The organism is Saccharothrix coeruleofusca, from assembly GCF_014648515.1.
Lineage (GTDB): Bacteria > Actinomycetota > Actinomycetes > Mycobacteriales > Pseudonocardiaceae > Actinosynnema > Actinosynnema coeruleofuscum.
Genome location: NZ_BMRG01000004.1, coordinates 164,941 through 180,926, shown reverse-complemented (window position 1 = coordinate 180,926; position 15,986 = coordinate 164,941). Strand labels below are relative to the sequence as shown.

Below are 15,986 nucleotides of genomic sequence, written 5' to 3'. Positions count from 1 at the left end.
GTCGAGCGTGCGGACCTCGACGTGGCCGGGCATCCCGGCGGCGGCCTCGCGCCCCTTGTCGGGGTTGCGGACGGCGAGCACGACACGAGCGCCTCGGGCGGCGAGCACGCGGGCCGCCGAGCGCCCGATGCCGCTGTTGGCTCCGGTGACGACGAAGGTGCGTCCCGCTTGCGGGGGAACGTCTGAAGTGGCGAAGGGGCTCACCCCAGCGAAAGTAGTCGGCAGCAACATTGTTGTCAACAACAACATATCGCCGCGCCGCTCGACGCGACCGACCGGGCAGCACGTCCGACGCACCCCTTTTGGACTACCCGTGTGGGTCGATCGGAGTAATGGGGTACCCGAGACGGACGAGCGACCTCAGCAGCCAGAAGGGACCACACCGCCATGACGGATGTGGCGAGCAAGGGGCCGGAGTCAGGCGACGACCGCCCCGTGCTGACCAACAGGCAGGGACACCCCGTCTACGACAACCAGAACCAGCGGACGGTGGGCGCGCGAGGACCCGCCACGCTGGAGAACTACCACTTCCTGGAGAAGATCAGCCACTTCGACCGGGAGCGCATCCCCAACCGGGTGGTCCACGCGCGCGGCGCGGTCGCGTTCGGCCACTTCGAGAGCTACGGCGCCTGGGGTGACGAGCCCATCGACCGGTACACCAGGGCCAAGCTGTTCCAGGGCAAGGGCAAGCGGACCGACGTGGCGATCCGGCTGTCCACCGTCATCGGCGGGGTGGACTCCTCCGAGTGCGCGCGCGACCCGCGCGGGTTCGCGGTGAAGTTCTACACCGAGGACGGCAACTGGGACCTGGTGGGCAACAACCTCGCGGTGTTCTTCATCCGCGACGCCATCAAGTTCCCGGACGTGATCCACGCCCTCAAGCCGGACCCGGTGACCCACCGGCAGGAGCCCTGGCGGATCTTCGACTTCATGTCGCAGACGCCGGAGGCGATGCACATGCTGGTCAACCTGTTCAGCCCGCGCGGCATCCCGTCGGACTACCGGCACATGCAGGGCTTCGGCGTCAACACCTACAAGTGGGTCAACGCCGAGGGCGAGACGCACCTGGTCAAGTACCACTGGATGCCCAAGTGCGGGGTGCGCAGCATGACCGAGGAGGACGCGGCCAAGGTCCAGGCGCAGGACCTGGGCCACGCCACCAAGGACCTCTACGAGGCCATCGAGCGCGGCGAGCACCCCGAGTGGGAGCTGCTGGTGCAGATGATGTCCGACGACGAGCACCCGGAGCTGGACTTCGACCCGCTGGACGACACCAAGGTGTGGCCGGAGAACGAGTTCCCGGCCAAGCCGGTCGGCCGCATGGTGCTCACCCGCAACGTCAGCGACTTCTTCACCGAGAACGAGCAGATCGCCTTCGGCACCGGCGTGCTGGTCGACGGGCTGGACTTCTCCGACGACAAGATGCTGGTCGGCCGCACGTTCTCCTACAGCGACACGCAGCGCTACCGGGTCGGGCCGAACTACCTCCAACTGCCCGTCAACCAGGCGCGCAACGCGGACGTGCGCACCAACCAGCAGGGCGGCCAGATGGCCTACTACAACCGCCCCGGCGGGGAGAACCCGCACGTCAACTACGAGCCCTCGATCATGGGCGGGCTGCGCGAGGCGCAGTACCCCACGCACGACGAGCAGGGGCCCGAGATCCGGGGCAGGCTGACCCGCAAGCGCATCCCGCGCACCGAGGACTACACCCAGGCGGGTCAGCGGTACGCGCTGATGGAGCAGTGGGAGCGCGACGACCTGGTGCGCAACTTCATCTCCGCGATCTCCCAGTGCGACCGGGCGGTCCAGGAGCGCATGGTGTGGCACTTCCTGATGGTGGACGACGACCTGGGCCTGCGCGTCGGCGAGGGCCTGGGCATCGGGCCCGAGGACGTGTCCCACCTCAAGCCGCTGGCCAGCCAGGACCTCAGCGAGAACGACCAGAAGCGGCTGAGCAACCTCGGCGCCAACGGCCCGCGCGACGTCAGCGGCCTGCAGATGACCCACTGCGTGCCCAACGAGCACGTGCAACTCGCCTGAGCCCACAGGGACGAGCCCCCACCCCCGTTCGGGTGGGGGCTCGTGTCGTGCGCGCGGCGTAACACGACCGTCGAATTGGTCGGACCTGTGAAACTTTTTGTTGTCTTTTGGTGAAACATGTGGATAGATGGGCGGCGCTGTGATGGCACTCACAGCACGGGACTGAGGAGAACCACATGCCCCGCACCGCCAGACGGCTGCTCACCGCTTTCTTGGCCCTGATCACCGCCCCGGTCCTGGCCGCACCGCCGGGCCAGGCCCAGCCCGATCCCGACAACGCCCCGGCCGTGCACGGCCTCAAGGGCGAGTACTTCCGCATGTCCGCGCCGGGCGCGCGCGACTTCGCCCACCTCGGCGGCGTCACGCTGGACCCGAACATCGACCTGCCCGGCCTCGCGGGCACCTTCGCCTCGCTGACCGGCCAGAGCGAGCACACCACCGCCCGCTGGACCGGCCGGATCACCCCGCCGGAAACCGGCCAGTACACCTTCCACGCCATCGGCGACAACGGCTTCCGGCTGTTCATCGACGGCGCGCCGGTCATCGACCACTGGGTCGGTGACTGGGACGTGGAGCAGAACAGCGCCCCCGTGGCGCTGACGGCGGGCAAGGCGCACGAGTTCCGTCTGGAGATGTTCCAGGACATCGGCGGCGCCAACATGTTCCTGCGCTGGTCCGGCGCCACGACGCCGAAGCAGATCGTGCCCGAGTCGGCCTTCACCCCGCCCGAGGGGTTCCAGATCTACCCGGTCGAGCTGACCGTGGGCCAGGACGGCCGCTCGCTGGTGCTGGACTTCGAGGAGCCGGTGTCCGCGCTGGGCGACCTGGTGGGGCACCTGGTCGTGGAGGCCGACACCACCGCCATGCCGCTGGGGTCCGCGCGCGTCACCCGCGAGGACCGGTCCCGCGTCGTGGTGGGGCTGACCAAGCCCATCCAGCGCGGCCAGCGGGTGCGGGTGGCCTACGACGGCAACGGCGGGCTGCGCGTCGGCGACGACACCGTGCCGCAGACCATCCGCAGCGCCACCAACCAGTCCACCCACCGGCTCACCACGCCGTGGGGCGACAAGCTGGACACCAACCGCCCGCTGCCGGAGTACCCCAGGCCGCAGCAGGAGCGCAAGCAGTGGCTCAACCTCAACGGCCCCTGGGAGTTCGCGGGCGCGACCGCGGGCCAGCAGCCGGTGTTCGGCAAGCGCCTGCCCGAGCGGATCATCGTGCCGTTCCCGGTGGAGTCGCAGCTGTCCGGGCTGGAGCGGCACGAGGACCACATGTTCTACCGCCGCACCTTCACCGTGCCCGCGGACTGGCGGGTCGGCCGCGGCCAGCGGCTGAAGCTGAACTTCGGCGCGGTCGACCACCACGCCAGGGTCTGGGTGGACGGCAAGCAGGTGGCCGAGCACTCCGGCGGCTACACCGCGTTCACCGCCGACATCACCGACGCGCTGCGCGGCGGCGGGCAGCACGAGCTCATCGTCGCGGTCACCGACACCACCGGCGACAACCAGCCGGTCGGCAAGCAGACCCGCAACCCCAGCGGCATCTTCTACACCCAGTCCTCGGGCATCTGGCAGACCGTCTGGCTGGAGCCGGTGCCCGACGTGGCCATCGACGACGTGGTGACCACCCCGGACCTGGCCAAGGAGAGCCTGACGCTCACCGTCAAGTCCTCGACCGCGACGCCGGGCGACTCCGTCACCGCCACCGCGAGGGACCGCGAGGGCAGGGTGGTCGGCACCGTCACCGGGCGCGCCAACACCCCGCTGACCCTCAAGGTGCGCAAGCCGCACCTGTGGACGCCGGACGACCCGTACCTCTACGACCTGGAGGTCACCCTCGGCCGCGACCGCGTCAAGAGCTACTTCGGCATGAGGTCGATCGGCATCCAGAACGTCGGCGGCTTCCCCAAGCTGGTGCTCAACGGCAAGCCCATCTTCTCGCTGGCGATGCTGGACCAGGGCTTCTGGCCCGACGGCCTGCACACCGCGCCCAGCGACGAGGCGCTGGCCTGGGACCTCAAGGCGCAGAAGGACCTCGGTTTCAACGCGGTGCGCAAGCACATCAAGGTCGAGCCCGCCCGCTGGTACTACCACGCCGACAAGCTCGGCCTGCTGGTGTGGCAGGACTTCGTCTCGACCAACATCACCGACGAGTCCGGTCAGCAGGCGTTCCTGACTGAGGGGCGCCGGACGATGGAGCAGCTGCACGACTCGCCCTCGGTCATCGGGTGGATCGTGTTCAACGAGGGCTGGGGCGAGTGGGACCGCACCGCCACCGGGCAGATCACCGAGTCGGTCAAGGCCGCCGACCCGAGCCGCGTCGTCAACGCGCACAGCGGCGTGAACTGCTGCGCGTCCAAGGGCGACTCGGGCAAGGGCGACATCATCGACCACCACGACTACGTCAACAACGACCCGCCGTGGCCGGACTCGACCCGCGCGGCCATGGACGGCGAGCACGGCGGGTTCACGCTGCGCACGCCGGGCCACATGTGGCCGGGCACGCCCGCGCAGATCTACAGCGGGGTGCCGGACAAGGCCGCGTTGACGGCCAAGTACGTCAGCAACACCGAGACCTTCTACCTCGCGGCGGCGGGCGCGGAGCTGTCCGGGTCGGTCTACACCCAGGTCACCGACCTGGAGACCGAGCTCAACGGGATGTGGACCTACGACCGGCGGGAGATCAAGGTCGACCCCAAGCCGGTGCGGGAGATCAACCGGAAGGTGATCGCCGCGGGCGCGAACGCGGCCGAGGACGCCGAGTTCCCCGGCAACGGGCACTGGCCGCTGAACGAGGGCCGGGGCACCGACAGCCGCGACCTCAGCGGCGGCAAGAGCACGGTGGCGCTGAAGGGCGACGCGGGGTGGACGCCGGGCGTGAGCGGGTCGGCGCTGAAGTTCGACGGCGACGGCGACTTCGCGCAGACGCAGGCCCCGGTCGTGGACACCACCGGCAGCTACACCGTCTCGGCGTGGGTGACCCTGGACGAACTGCCCGGCAACTACGCCTCCGCGGTGAGCCAGGACGGCAGGCGCGCGGAGAACCCGTTCTACCTGCAGTACGGGCACGGCGCGTTCGCGTTCAGCCTGCCCGGCGGCAACCGGGCGCGCTACGAGGTCACGCCCGAGCTGAACCGCTGGTACCACCTGGTGGGCGTGCGCGACGACGCCACGGGCACGACCCGGCTGTTCGTGGACGGCAAGCAGGTGGCCACCGCGCAGGGCGGTCCCGAGCAGGTCAGCACCGGCCCGCTGGCCATCGGCCGGGCCAAGTACGCGGGCCAGGACACCGACTTCTGGTCCGGCGCGGTGGACGAGGTGCGGGTGTTCGACCGGGCGCTGAGCGAGTCCGAGGTGGCGGCCCTGCACGCGCAGGTGCGGCGCTGACACCACTCTGAGAAGGGGCCGGGTGTCCTGGGACACCCGGCCCCTTTCGCGGGAACGGCGGGCGGACGGGCGGCGTTGTACCCGGCGATGACTCTTCGCTTCCGCGTCCTCGGTGACTCCCTGGCAGCCGGGGTGGGCTGCACCCGCGTCGAAGAAACCCTCGGTCACCGGTTGGCGGCACGCCTGCGCGCGGCCGGGCACGACGTCGACCTGGGTGTGCACGCTGTGTCCGGCGCCCGCTCGGCCGACTTGGCGCGCCAGGTCCGCGCCGCCGTCGCCTCCGGTGTCGACCTGGCCCTGGTGGTGATCGGCGCCAACGACCTGACCGCGTTCGTCCCGCCCGCCGTCGGCGCGGGCCTGCTGCACGACGCGGTGGCCGAGCTGAAGCGCGCCGGGGCGCACGTCATCGTCGCCACGGCCCCGGACCTCAGCGTGGTCTCGCACGTGCCCCCGGCCTACCGGACGCTGGTCTCCACGGCCAGCGGGCACTACGCCCGCACCCAGGCCGACGCGGTGCGCCGGGCGGGTGGCGTGGTGGCCCCGGTGGGGCACGAGCTGTCCGCCCGCTTCGCCTCGGACCTGGCGCTGTTCTCCGCCGACCGGTTCCACCCCTCCCCCGCGGGCTACGCCCTGGTGGCCGACGCGCTGGCCCCCTACCTGGAGGCCGCGGTGGACGCCGCGGCCTGAGGCTCAGCCGGGCCGGTCATGCGCGAAGACCTTCGAAGTGCTCCTTCATCGCCGGGTAGTAGTCGTCGAAGTCCGGCCGGGGCGAGCCGTCGCGCGCGGCCACGAGCATGTCCAGGTAGTACTCCCAGCCGGGACCGATCTCGCCGATGCCCTCCTCGGTGTCCAGGTGCTGCACGAGCCGCAGCTCGGTGCCACCGTCCACATCGGACAGCAGCAGCTCCAGGTTCCAGGCCCCGTGCTCGTCCACGGTCGACACGGCCAGCCTGCGCGGTGGTTCGCATGCCTCGATGCGCAGCCGCATCCACGGCGTCCGCTCTTCGAACGCCATCCGCACCCGGATGGTCCGGCCGGGGCTCGCCTCCCCTTCCCACGGGCCGAACCAGCGGGCGGTGCGCTCGGGCTCGGTGACGCCTGCCCACACGTCGTCCGCCGAGGCCCGGAAGGTCCGGGTGAGCACCAGGTCACTGCCCTGGTCGGTGCGGAACAGCCTGCCGCTGGGGGTCATGCGGTGTTCCCCTTCGCTCGGCCCGCACGGCGGTCCCGGCGGGTGCGGTGGACCTCGGTCTCCAGCGCGTCGAGGCGGTGCTCCCAGCCCGAGGGCCGGGTCAGGCGGGCCAGCCAGTCGGTCAGCTCGGCCAGCGGCGCCGGGTCCAGCGAGTAGCGGCGCTGCCTGCCCACCAGCTCGTCGCGCACCAGCCCGCTCTCGCGCAGCACGCGCAGGTGCCTGCTGATGGCGGGCCTGCTGATGGCGAACTCCTCGGCGATCCGCCCGGCGGGCAGGTCGCCGTCGCGCAGCATCTCCAGGATGCGCCGCCGCACCGGGTCCGCGATCGCCGCGACCACCTCGTCCACCCATGAAGCGTAACCCATTGGTTACGCTTTTGGGGGTTCAGGGGCGGAAGTACTCCAAGGAGATCCGACCGCAGTCGAGGACACCCGTGTCGTGGTGCAGGCTCAGGGTGAGGTCGTGCAGGGACGAGCGGGGCGCGTCGAGCCGAACGAGAATCCGGTCCACCTCACCCGTGGCCAGCGCGTGGGAGATGGGCACCGAGACCCGGTAATCGCTCTGGTCGGCCCGCAGCAGCGGAGCGTGGTAGCTGGCTGAAGGGCGCACCAACTCGTAACTCGCAGGCAAGCGCTTCTCATTCATGAAGAAGATCAGAGAGCGCACGCCGTGCCCGCCACCGACCCGCGCACCACCCAGGTCGGTCCAGCGGTACTCGATGCTGCCGACCAGCGCCACCTTACCGTCGTAGACGACGTCAGCGGTGTCGACGAAGGGGCCGAGCGACCAGTAGGACGCGCGGTGGGCGTCCGGGTGGGCGGGTTCAAGCCCGCCAGGTTCCAGCCTCACCCCGGCCTCACCGAGCGCCGCCAGAACCGGTCCCATGTCCTCCATCCGCCCGTCCGGCCCCAATTCCACGTGGTGCGTACCGGTCACCCTGCCGGGGTGGCCGGGATGCTCCAAGTGGAAGGCGAGGACGCAGTCCGCCATCGGGCCGCCCCGGTTTGCAATCGGGCTGCCGCATAAGAGCGGGATCGATGAGAACAGGATGGGGCGCACGTGCGGCACCGGGCGCGGGTCGGGGCGGGATCGTGTGACTTCCAAGTGGACCGCGTGGAAGAACACCGTGCGCGCGGTGTTGTTGACGATCTTGACGTCCAACTGCGGGCCGCTCGCTCCCCTGGGCGGCCCCTCCCCGCTCGGCGCGATGAGATCGCCGCCGGACCACACCCGGTCGAGGTAGGGGTGCTCGGGTCTGATGAGCAAGCCGTCCCCGGTCGGGTCGCCCCGGTAGCGCGGATCGTCGTCGGAATCGTCCTCCGCGTACACCGACACGTGCGCGGTGAGCCGTCCCGGCGGGGGCACGGCGTGCAGGTGGACATCACCGGAGATGCTTCCCGCCTGCACGACGTGCCCCGTGACCTGCGCGTTGACCTCGTTGTGCGTTCTGTCGTCCTCCGTCGCCACCTCGTCCCCTCAGTGACCTCGCGCGATCCACTCCTCCAGGTGCGGGGCCTCGTCGCCGATGGTGGTGCTGTCCCCGTGCCCGGTGCGCACCACCGTCTCCGGCGGCAGCGTGAGCAGCCGCGTGCGGATGGACTCGACGATGGTCGGGAAGTCCGAGAAGGACCGCCCGGTCGCGCCGGGGCCGCCCTGGAACAGGGTGTCGCCGGTGAACACCGTGCCCAGCTCGGGCGCGTGCAGGCAGACCGCCCCCGGCGCGTGCCCCGGCGTGTGCAGCACCGTCAGGGCGACTCCGCCGACGGTCAACTCCTGCCCGTCGGCGAGGTCGCCGTCCGGGGCGCGCTCGGGGTGGGTGAGCCGCCACAGCGGCCGGTCGTCGGGGTGCAGCAGCACCGGTGCGCCGGTCAGCTCCGCCAGCGCGGGGGCGGCGTCGACGTGGTCGTCGTGGGCGTGGGTGCAGGCGATGGCGACCACCCGCCGCCCGCCCACCGCCTCGGCGATGGCTCGGGCGTCGTGGGCGGCGTCGACCACCAGCACCTCCTCGTCGTCGCCGACGAGCCAGACGTTGTTGTCCACCTCCCAGGTGCCGCCGTCGAGGGAGAAGGTGCCGGAGGTGACCACGCGGTCGACGCGCGCCGCCATCAGAAGACCACCACCGAGCGCAGCACCTCGCCGCGGTGCATCCGGCCGAACGCCGCCTCCACGTCGTCCAGCGGGATGGTCTCGCTGACGAACGCGGCCAGGTCCAGCCTGCCCTGCAGGTACAGGTCGATCAGCACCGGGAAGTCGCGGGTGGGCAGGCAGTCGCCGTACCAGGACGACTTGAGCGCCCCACCGCGGGAGAACAGGTCGATCAGCGGCAGCTCCAGCCGCATCTCCGGGGTGGGCACGCCGACCAGCACCACGGTCCCGGCCAGGTCGCGGGCGTAGAAGGCCTGCTGGTAGGTCTCCGGCCTGCCCACGGCGTCGATCACCACGTCCGCGCCGAAGCCACCGGTGAGCTCGCGGATGGCCGCCACCGGGTCGGTGCCGCTGGAGTCGACCGTGTCGGTGGCCCCCAGCCGCAGCGCGGTCTCCAGCTTGCGCTGGTCGATGTCCACCGCGATGATCCGCGACGCCCCGGCCAGCCGGGCACCCATGACCGCCGCGCCGCCCACGCCGCCGCAGCCGATCACCGCCACCGAGTCGCCCCGCTGCACCCCGCCGGTGTTGATCGCCGCGCCGAGGCCCGCCATCACGCCGCAGCCCAGCAGCCCGGCCACCGCCGGGGTGGCCGCCGGGTCGACCTTGGTGCACTGCCCGGCGTGGACCAGCGTCTTCTCCGCGAACGCCCCGATGCCCAGCGCCGGGGACAGCTCGGTGCCGTCGGTCAGGGTCATCTTCTGGGTCGCGTTGTGGGTGTTGAAGCAGTACCAGGGCCTGCCGCGCACGCAGGCGCGGCACTGCCCGCACACCGCGCGCCAGTTGAGCACCACGAAGTCGCCGGGGGCCACGCCGGTCACGCCCTCGCCGACCGACTCCACCACCCCGGCCGCCTCGTGGCCGAGCAGGAACGGGAACTCGTCGTTGATGCCGCCCTCCCGGTAGTGCAGGTCGGTGTGGCACACGCCGCAGGCTTGCACGGCCACCACCGCCTCCCCCGGTCCGGGATCGGGCACCACGACCGTCTCGACCGAGACCGGCTCGCCCTTGCCGCGGGCGATGACCCCGCGCACCTGCTGCGACATGTCCGACGACCTTCCTTCCGGCGCGGTGGAGGGCACCGGGCGGGGCCGGTCGTGCGCCGCGCACCGGTGATCAGCGCGGGGACATGCCACCACATCCGCGGCACCGCCGGAAGCCCGCTTCGGTCGATCGGGGGAAGCCAGCGGGTCGCGGGCCGACCCGAACAGCAGCACCAGCGCCAGGTGCTCGAACCCGAGCAGGTCGAAAGCGCCTCGTCTCAGCGGTGTCACGGGACGTCCTCTCGCGGGTCGGCGGACCCCAGGGGGCTCACTGTGCCCGTCGGGGGGCGTTCGGGGAAGCCGTCGCGGGTCCGCTGTGGACCGGCTTCGGTAGCTTCGGACACGTGGACGTGGAGGCGATCTGGCAGGCGCACCGGGCGGGCACGCCCCTGACCGAGCTGCGGGCGGACACCGCGCTGGAGCTGTTCTACCTCGCGGTGCTGGCCGACGCGGGCGGCGACCGGGCCGGGGCGCGGGAGTTCGCCGGGGCGGCGGCCGAGCGGGCCCCCGGCCGGGAGCTCTACGCCCAGACCGCCCGCTACCTGCAACGCGACGACGACGCCGACGTCTACCGCTCGACGGAGGCGTTCACCGCGTTCGCCACCGGCGGCGGCAACGTCGGGCTCTACCGGGCCGAGCACCGGGCGCTGCGGTCGTGCTACGCGGGCCACCACGGGCTGCGGCTGCTGGACATCGGCACCGGTGAGGGGCACGGGTTGCTGCCCGCGCTGACGCCCGAGGTGGCCGAGGTGGACCTGGTGGAGCCCGCCGCGGAGCGGCTGGCCGTCACCACCGCCGCGCTGCGCGACCGCGGTGTCGCGCACCGCGCGCACGTGAGCACCGTGCAGGATTTCCTGGCGCGCGAGGACGTCGGACCGTGGGACCTGGTGCAGGAGACCTTCTCGATGCTGGTCGTCCCGCGCGAGGACCGCGTGCGGGTGCTCGCCCGGCTGCGCGAGCGCACCGAGCGGATCGCGATGGTCGAGTTCGACGTGCCGGAGATCGGCTCCGGGGTGGAGCCCGCGTGGTTCCGGCACCTGGTGGACCGCTACGAGCGGGGTGTCCGGGAGTACGACGAGGACCGCGACCTGGTCGCGCAGGGCTTCCTGGTGCCGGTGTTCCTCAACGCGCTCGACCAGGGCACGCCCCTGCACACCGAGCAGCCGGTCAGCCGCTGGGTGGCCGAGCTGGAGGCGGCCGGGTTCACCGTGCGGGAACCCGAACGGATCTTCGACTACTGGTGGGCCCCCGCCTACCTGATCACCGCCTCCTGACCCAACGCCTGCAAGTACTACCCGACCCCCTCCCAGGGGGAGTTAACTACTACCCGGCCCGCGCGCTTCGGGGCGGCGGGTAGTAGCTAACGGCCCTCGTGCGCACCACGGGTAGTACTTGCAGGCGGGGTGTCAGGGAGAGTGGAAGTTCCAGCGGCCGTGGTCCACTCGGAAGACGAGCCATCCCCGGTCGGTCCGGACCGGGGCCACCGGCGGGTCGGCGGTCGCCGCGGTTCCGGGCACGTGCACCTCGGCCGTCGAGCCCACCGGCACGTCCACGGTCATCCGCAGTCCGCCGTCCACGGCGGACCAGCCCACCTCGATCTCACCCCGCACCGTGGACAGCCGGTAGCGCACCCAGGACACGCCGACACGCGCGTCCGGCCGCACCACGAAGGTGCGGAACCCGTCCTCCCCCGGTCGCAGCCCGGCCACGTTCTCGTACAGCCACTGCACGACGGTGCCCTTGAAGTAGTGGTTGCGCGAGCGGGTCTCCGCGTCCCACATCTCCCACATCGTGTCGGCCCCGCTGTCCAGCCAGTACCCCCAGCTCGGGTACGTCCGCTGGGTGGCCAGCGCGTGCGCCACGTCGGCGTGGCCGTGCTCGGTCAGCACCGGCAGCAGCACGCTGGTGCCCAGGCACCCGGTGTCGAGGTGGTCGCCCGCCGCGCGCACCTCGGCGGCGAGCCGGTCGGCCACCGCGGCGACCGAACCCGCGGGCACCATGCCGAAGGCCAGCGGCACGGCGTTGGAGGTCTGCCGGTAACCGGGGTCCTTGGCGGTGCGGTAGTACCCCGCCGGGTCCAGGAAGGTGGCGTTGAGCGCGTCGCGCAGCCCCCCGGCGGCCTCGCGGTAACGAGCCGCCACCTCGGGCTGCCCGATCAGCTCCCCCAGCTCGGCGGTGTGCAGCAGAGCGCGGTAGAGGTAGGCGGTCGCAGTGAGCCGGGTGTCCTCCGGCGGGTTGCCGCCGGTTCCCGGCGCCAGGTAGTCGCCCAGCGCGGTGACCGCCAGGCCGTCGCGCAGCCTGCCCAGCTCCCAGTCCAGGTACCGGACCAGCGAGGACCAGTGCTGCCGCACCACGCGCGTGTCGCCGTAGACGCGGTGCATCTCCCGGACCAGGTAGGGGTAGACGGTGGTCCACTCCGGGGCGGGCGCCAGCTCCCGGTAGCCCCAACCGCCGCTGGGCACGATCACCGGCACCTGCCCGGCGGCGTCCACGCTGTCGGCCAGGTCCCCCAGCCACTTGGTGAAGAACCGCGCGAGGTCGAACTCGTGCGTCATCGACGGCACGCCGACCTGCGCGTCGCCGGTCCAGCCGTTCTTCTCGTAGGTGGGGGTGTCGGTGGGGATGCCGTGCAGGTTGTTCACGACGGTGCGGCGCATGGCGCGGTCCAGCTGCTCGAACATCGCCACGGAGCAGGAGAACCGGCTCGCCTCGCGCACGTCGGAGTGCACCACGCGGCCCGCCAGGCCCGGCGCGGAGGACAAGCCGGTCACCTGGACGTAGCGGAACCCCTTGTAGGAGAAGCGGGGTTCCCAGGTCTCCTGACCTCCAGCGCAGATGTACTCGTCGTACTGCACGCGCGAGCCGGAGACGTGCTCGTTGCGCATGTGGACGGTGCCGTCCGGGTTGAGCTTCTCTCCGTGCAGCAGGCCGACCACCGTGCCCTCGGGAGCGGTGACCTCCAGCCGCGTCCAGCCCGCCATCGTGCGCCCCATGTCGGCGACGAACACGCCGGGGCGAGGTTCGGTGACGGCGACCGGCGTCACCGTCTCCACCACGCGGATCGGCTCGTGCTGCTGGGCGCGCAGCACGCCGCGCGGGGCGTCCTGCTCCGCCGCCGGGCGCCATGCCGAGTCGTCGAGCCCCGGTGAGGACCACCCCGGTGTGGCGCGGCGCGCGTCGTAGGTCTCCCCGGTGTAGAGGGAGTTGACCAACGTCGGGCCGTCCGCGACGCGCCAGGTGCCGTCGCTGGCCACCACGGTTCGCGTGCCGTCGGGGTGGTCGACCTCCAGCTGTGCCAGCAGCTTCGGCTCCGCGTGCCACGGTGGGCGCTCCCAGCGCCACACGTTCGGCGACCTCATGCCGTAGAACCCGCGGCCCAGCGTCGCGCCGATCGCGTTCGCGCCCTCCCGCAGGTGGCCCGTCACGTCGTGCACGGCGTAGAGCACGGTGTCGTCGTAGTCGGTGAAGCCGGGGTCGAGCACGCTGTCGCCGACCCGCCTGCCGTTGATCTCCGCCTCGTAGTAGGCCAGGCCGCTGATGTGCAGCCGCGCGCGGACGACGGGTTTGGTGAGGGTGAACTCCTTGCGCAGCAAGGGGGCGGGCGCCTCGCCGAGGGAAACGGAGCTGCCCCAGGGGCCTTGGCCGTAGGGGTGCGATGGGGGCGCCGCGACCCAACCGCTGTCGTCGAACTCCGGCGTCTGCCACCCGGCCTGCTCGGTGGTGGCGACCTTCCAGCCCGGCCCGGTGACCAGCTCGCGCGTGCTGCCGTCGGCGTGCTCCACCAGCAGCCGCACCAGCAGGCCTGCCGGGTTGTCGGGGCTGTCGGCGCCGCGGTTGGTGGCCCGCGCGGCCACCACGACCCGACCGCCGCCGCGCACCAGCCCGGTCACGTCGGCGCGCCTGCCGGTCTTCCACGCGTCGGTCTCCTCCGGCACGTGCAGCACCTGCTGCCCGGCCACGTAGAGGGTGAAGTCGTCGTCCGCTGTGGCCACCAGCCGCGCCCTGGCCACGTCTGCGGGCAGCTCCACCGCGCCGCGGAACCAGCGGGGGGCCACCGGCGCGGTGTCGGTCCAGATCCACCGCGCGGCGCCGAAGCCGGGCAGCGAGTCGCCCGCGCCGATCCAGCTCGCCGTCCACGGCCCGCCCAGCAGGGCGGTCTCCCACCAGCTCGACGCGCTCCACGGCGAGGGGGCGCCGGAGGCGTCCCGGACGCGGACCCGCCAGTGGTAGCGGGTCCGGGGGCGCAACGCGGGGCCCGCGTACTCGACGCCGACCGACCGGTCCGAGTCGACCCGGCCCGAGGACCACACGTCCGCGCGGCCGGGCGTCGTGCCCACCTCGACCTCGTAGGCGGTCTGCCTCGCCCCGTGGCCGCCCGCGGTGAGCACCCAGGACAGCCGGGGCCGCGCGACATCGGTGCCCAGCAGGGTCTCCGCGTGCTCCACCGAGGTGCGCGCGACGCGCAGCCCGCCCCCGCCCGGCGACGCCGCACCGGGCGGCGACGTGGTCGCCAATCCCAAGCCGACTACCGGACCGGTGAGGAACACCCTCCTGCGCATGATCCCCACACTGCTGAGAGTGACGATCCGGTGTCAACGAGTATCGACCGATCTGTCCACCGGACAACCCGACCTCCGGGGCTGGTGGAAGCCCGCTCGTCCGAGGTAACACGGGATGACACCGGATCAAGGAGGACTCTTGGCCGCACACCCCATCGGGCGACGCACGCTGCTGCGCGGCACCGCCGCCGGCGCGCTCGCCGGGCTGATCAGCGCCCCGCCCGCCGTGGCCCAACCCGTCCGCAGTCCTTTCGACCTGCACTTCTCCACCACCCACCGGTTCCGCCCGTTCGACCTGATCGCACCCCGGTTCGTGCAGTACGACAGCGCCACCGCGCCGCCGTCCGCAGCGGACACGCTGGTCAGCACCGGTGTGCGACCCCGAGCCCCGTTCGGCGCGGTGGTGGTCGAGGTGCGGCAGGGGGGCACCGCGGTCGCGGGGCTGACCGGCGGACGGACATCCGTGCTCGGCACGTACAACGCGGAGACCGGGATGGTCACCATCGAGGTCGGCGCGGACAGCGGGCGCACCGTGGCGGCCTCGGCGCAGGTGCGGGCGGCGAACGCGGGTCCGTTCGGCTTCGCCGTGGTGTTCAACGAGAACGCGGTGACCGTGCTGGTCGACCACACCGGCACCGGCACCGGGTGGCAACCCGTGGCGACCGAGCGGGACAACGTGCAGGCCCTGGTCGACCTGCGGAACCCGGCCGTCCTGGGCGCGCTGTCCTACACCTACGGCGGGCGCGGCGACGCGCCGGTGCTCCTGGGCCGGGTCCGCGCGGGCTACTTCGGCCAGGTGGGCGTGCGCGACCCGCACCTGGTGCAGCACGCCGACGGCAGGCCGTTCATCCGGGACGGCAAGGTCTTCCTCACCCTGACCAACGCCGGGCTGGGCTTCTTCCAGCAGGCGCACTGGGCGGTGTGGACGGTCGACCTGGCCGACCCGACCCGCGTGGAGCAGGTGGCGACGCTGTTCTTCCAGCGCGACGGCCTGGTGCTCGGCGACCACGCCGGACAGATCGTCTACGACGACCGAACCGGCCGGTTCATCGTGCTGATGAGCTCTTGGGGCGATTTCGCCTTCCGGGGCGTGCACATCCGGCACACCACGACCACCGCGAACGTCCTCTCCGGCGTGCACGTCCTGCCCACCGAGAGACTGCCGCTGCCGACCTCGGTCAGCTCCTGGGACCCGGCGCTGACCCGCGTGGACGGTCGGTGGCGCCTGGCGTTCGTGGAGAGCGAGGCCCAGCAGCCCGCGTTCGTCTTCCACCCGGCGCTGGCCGCCGGACCGCGCGGCGCGGACTACGCGGAGTCGTTGCGGCTGGCCGGCGCGGACACCTCCGTGGACCAGACCGAGGGCACGATCATCCAGCGCGTCGGCCCCGACTGGTACGTCCTGGCCAGCGACGGCGACGCCCGCCAGTACCCGGTCTACGACCTGGCCATGCGCAAGCTGGGCACGCTCGACGCCCCCTACGGCACCAACATCCCGCACCCGACGCTGTTCCCGGTGGGCCGCGAGTGGTGGATGATCACCTTCGACGGCACGCAGTACGCCGAACCCGTCCTCGGCTACGGCGGTCACGGCGACCTGATCGTCATGCGGGCGCGCTGA

At 72.0% G+C, this 15,986-nt stretch carries 12 protein-coding genes; 5 read left to right on the top strand and 7 right to left on the bottom strand.

Translation table 11 applies throughout. The annotated features are described in order from the left end of the window. Nucleotides 1-204: SDR family NAD(P)-dependent oxidoreductase (locus tag IEZ00_RS36555; protein ID WP_229795558.1), on the bottom strand; the 204-nt coding region annotated here is incomplete at its 3' end. 183 nt (nt 205-387) lie between these two features. Between IEZ00_RS36555 and IEZ00_RS12955 the strand changes: the two genes are divergently transcribed. The 3 genes from IEZ00_RS12955 (at nt 388) to IEZ00_RS12945 (ending at nt 6,116) form a co-directional block, all read left to right on the top strand. Then, nucleotides 388-2,043 (top strand): catalase, encoded by a 1,656-nt coding sequence (locus IEZ00_RS12955; RefSeq protein ID WP_189223475.1) that lies wholly within the window; start codon nt 388-390, stop codon nt 2,041-2,043. Between the two features lie 176 nt (nt 2,044-2,219). Then, the gene (locus IEZ00_RS12950; RefSeq protein ID WP_189223474.1) at nt 2,220-5,429 is read left to right on the top strand and encodes a LamG-like jellyroll fold domain-containing protein; all 3,210 of its coding nucleotides are present in this window, start codon (nt 2,220-2,222) and stop codon (nt 5,427-5,429) included. Between the two features lie 87 nt (nt 5,430-5,516). Continuing rightward, nucleotides 5,517-6,116, top strand: a complete 600-nt coding sequence (locus IEZ00_RS12945) for an SGNH/GDSL hydrolase family protein (RefSeq protein WP_229795556.1) — start codon at nt 5,517-5,519, stop codon at nt 6,114-6,116. 16 nt (nt 6,117-6,132) lie between these two features. Here the strand turns inward: IEZ00_RS12945 and IEZ00_RS12940 are convergent, their stop codons facing one another. The 5 genes from IEZ00_RS12940 to IEZ00_RS12920 are packed head-to-tail and all read right to left on the bottom strand — an operon-like array spanning nt 6,133 to nt 9,812. Beyond that, nucleotides 6,133-6,621, bottom strand: coding sequence for an SRPBCC family protein (locus IEZ00_RS12940; RefSeq protein WP_189223472.1), 489 nt, complete (start codon nt 6,619-6,621; stop codon nt 6,133-6,135). Continuing rightward, on the bottom strand, nt 6,618-6,968 hold the full coding sequence (locus tag IEZ00_RS12935) for a metalloregulator ArsR/SmtB family transcription factor (RefSeq protein WP_306344671.1): 351 nt from the start codon (nt 6,966-6,968) through the stop codon (nt 6,618-6,620). The genes IEZ00_RS12940 and IEZ00_RS12935 overlap by 4 nt, the downstream gene beginning before the upstream one ends. Nucleotides 6,969-7,005: 37 nt before the next feature. Beyond that, entirely contained in the window at nt 7,006-8,088 is a 1,083-nt protein-coding gene (locus IEZ00_RS12930) for a hypothetical protein (protein WP_189223470.1), read from the bottom strand. Nucleotides 8,089-8,097: 9 nt separating this feature from the next. Next, complete coding sequence (locus IEZ00_RS12925) at nt 8,098-8,727, bottom strand: MBL fold metallo-hydrolase (RefSeq protein ID WP_189223469.1); 630 nt, start codon at nt 8,725-8,727, stop codon at nt 8,098-8,100. Then, a complete protein-coding gene (locus tag IEZ00_RS12920; protein ID WP_189223884.1) occupies nt 8,727-9,812 on the bottom strand; it encodes an S-(hydroxymethyl)mycothiol dehydrogenase in 1,086 nt (361 codons plus the stop codon). Before IEZ00_RS12920 ends, IEZ00_RS12925 begins: the two co-directional genes overlap by 1 nt. A 341-nt stretch (nt 9,813-10,153) precedes the next feature. Between IEZ00_RS12920 and IEZ00_RS12915 the strand changes: the two genes are divergently transcribed. Then, entirely contained in the window at nt 10,154-11,083 is a 930-nt protein-coding gene (locus IEZ00_RS12915; protein ID WP_189223468.1) for a class I SAM-dependent methyltransferase, read from the top strand. A 132-nt stretch (nt 11,084-11,215) separates the two neighbouring features. Here IEZ00_RS12915 and IEZ00_RS12910 read toward each other — a convergent pair whose 3' ends face one another. Continuing rightward, nucleotides 11,216-14,368 carry a family 78 glycoside hydrolase catalytic domain gene (locus tag IEZ00_RS12910; RefSeq protein WP_189223467.1) on the bottom strand — a complete coding sequence of 1,051 codons (3,153 nt, stop codon included), beginning with the start codon at nt 14,366-14,368 and terminating at the stop codon, nt 11,216-11,218. A gap of 139 nt (nt 14,369-14,507) precedes the next feature. On the opposite strand from IEZ00_RS12910, the gene IEZ00_RS12905 reads away from it, so the two are divergent. Continuing rightward, entirely contained in the window at nt 14,508-15,986 is a 1,479-nt protein-coding gene (locus IEZ00_RS12905; protein WP_229795555.1) for a hypothetical protein, read from the top strand.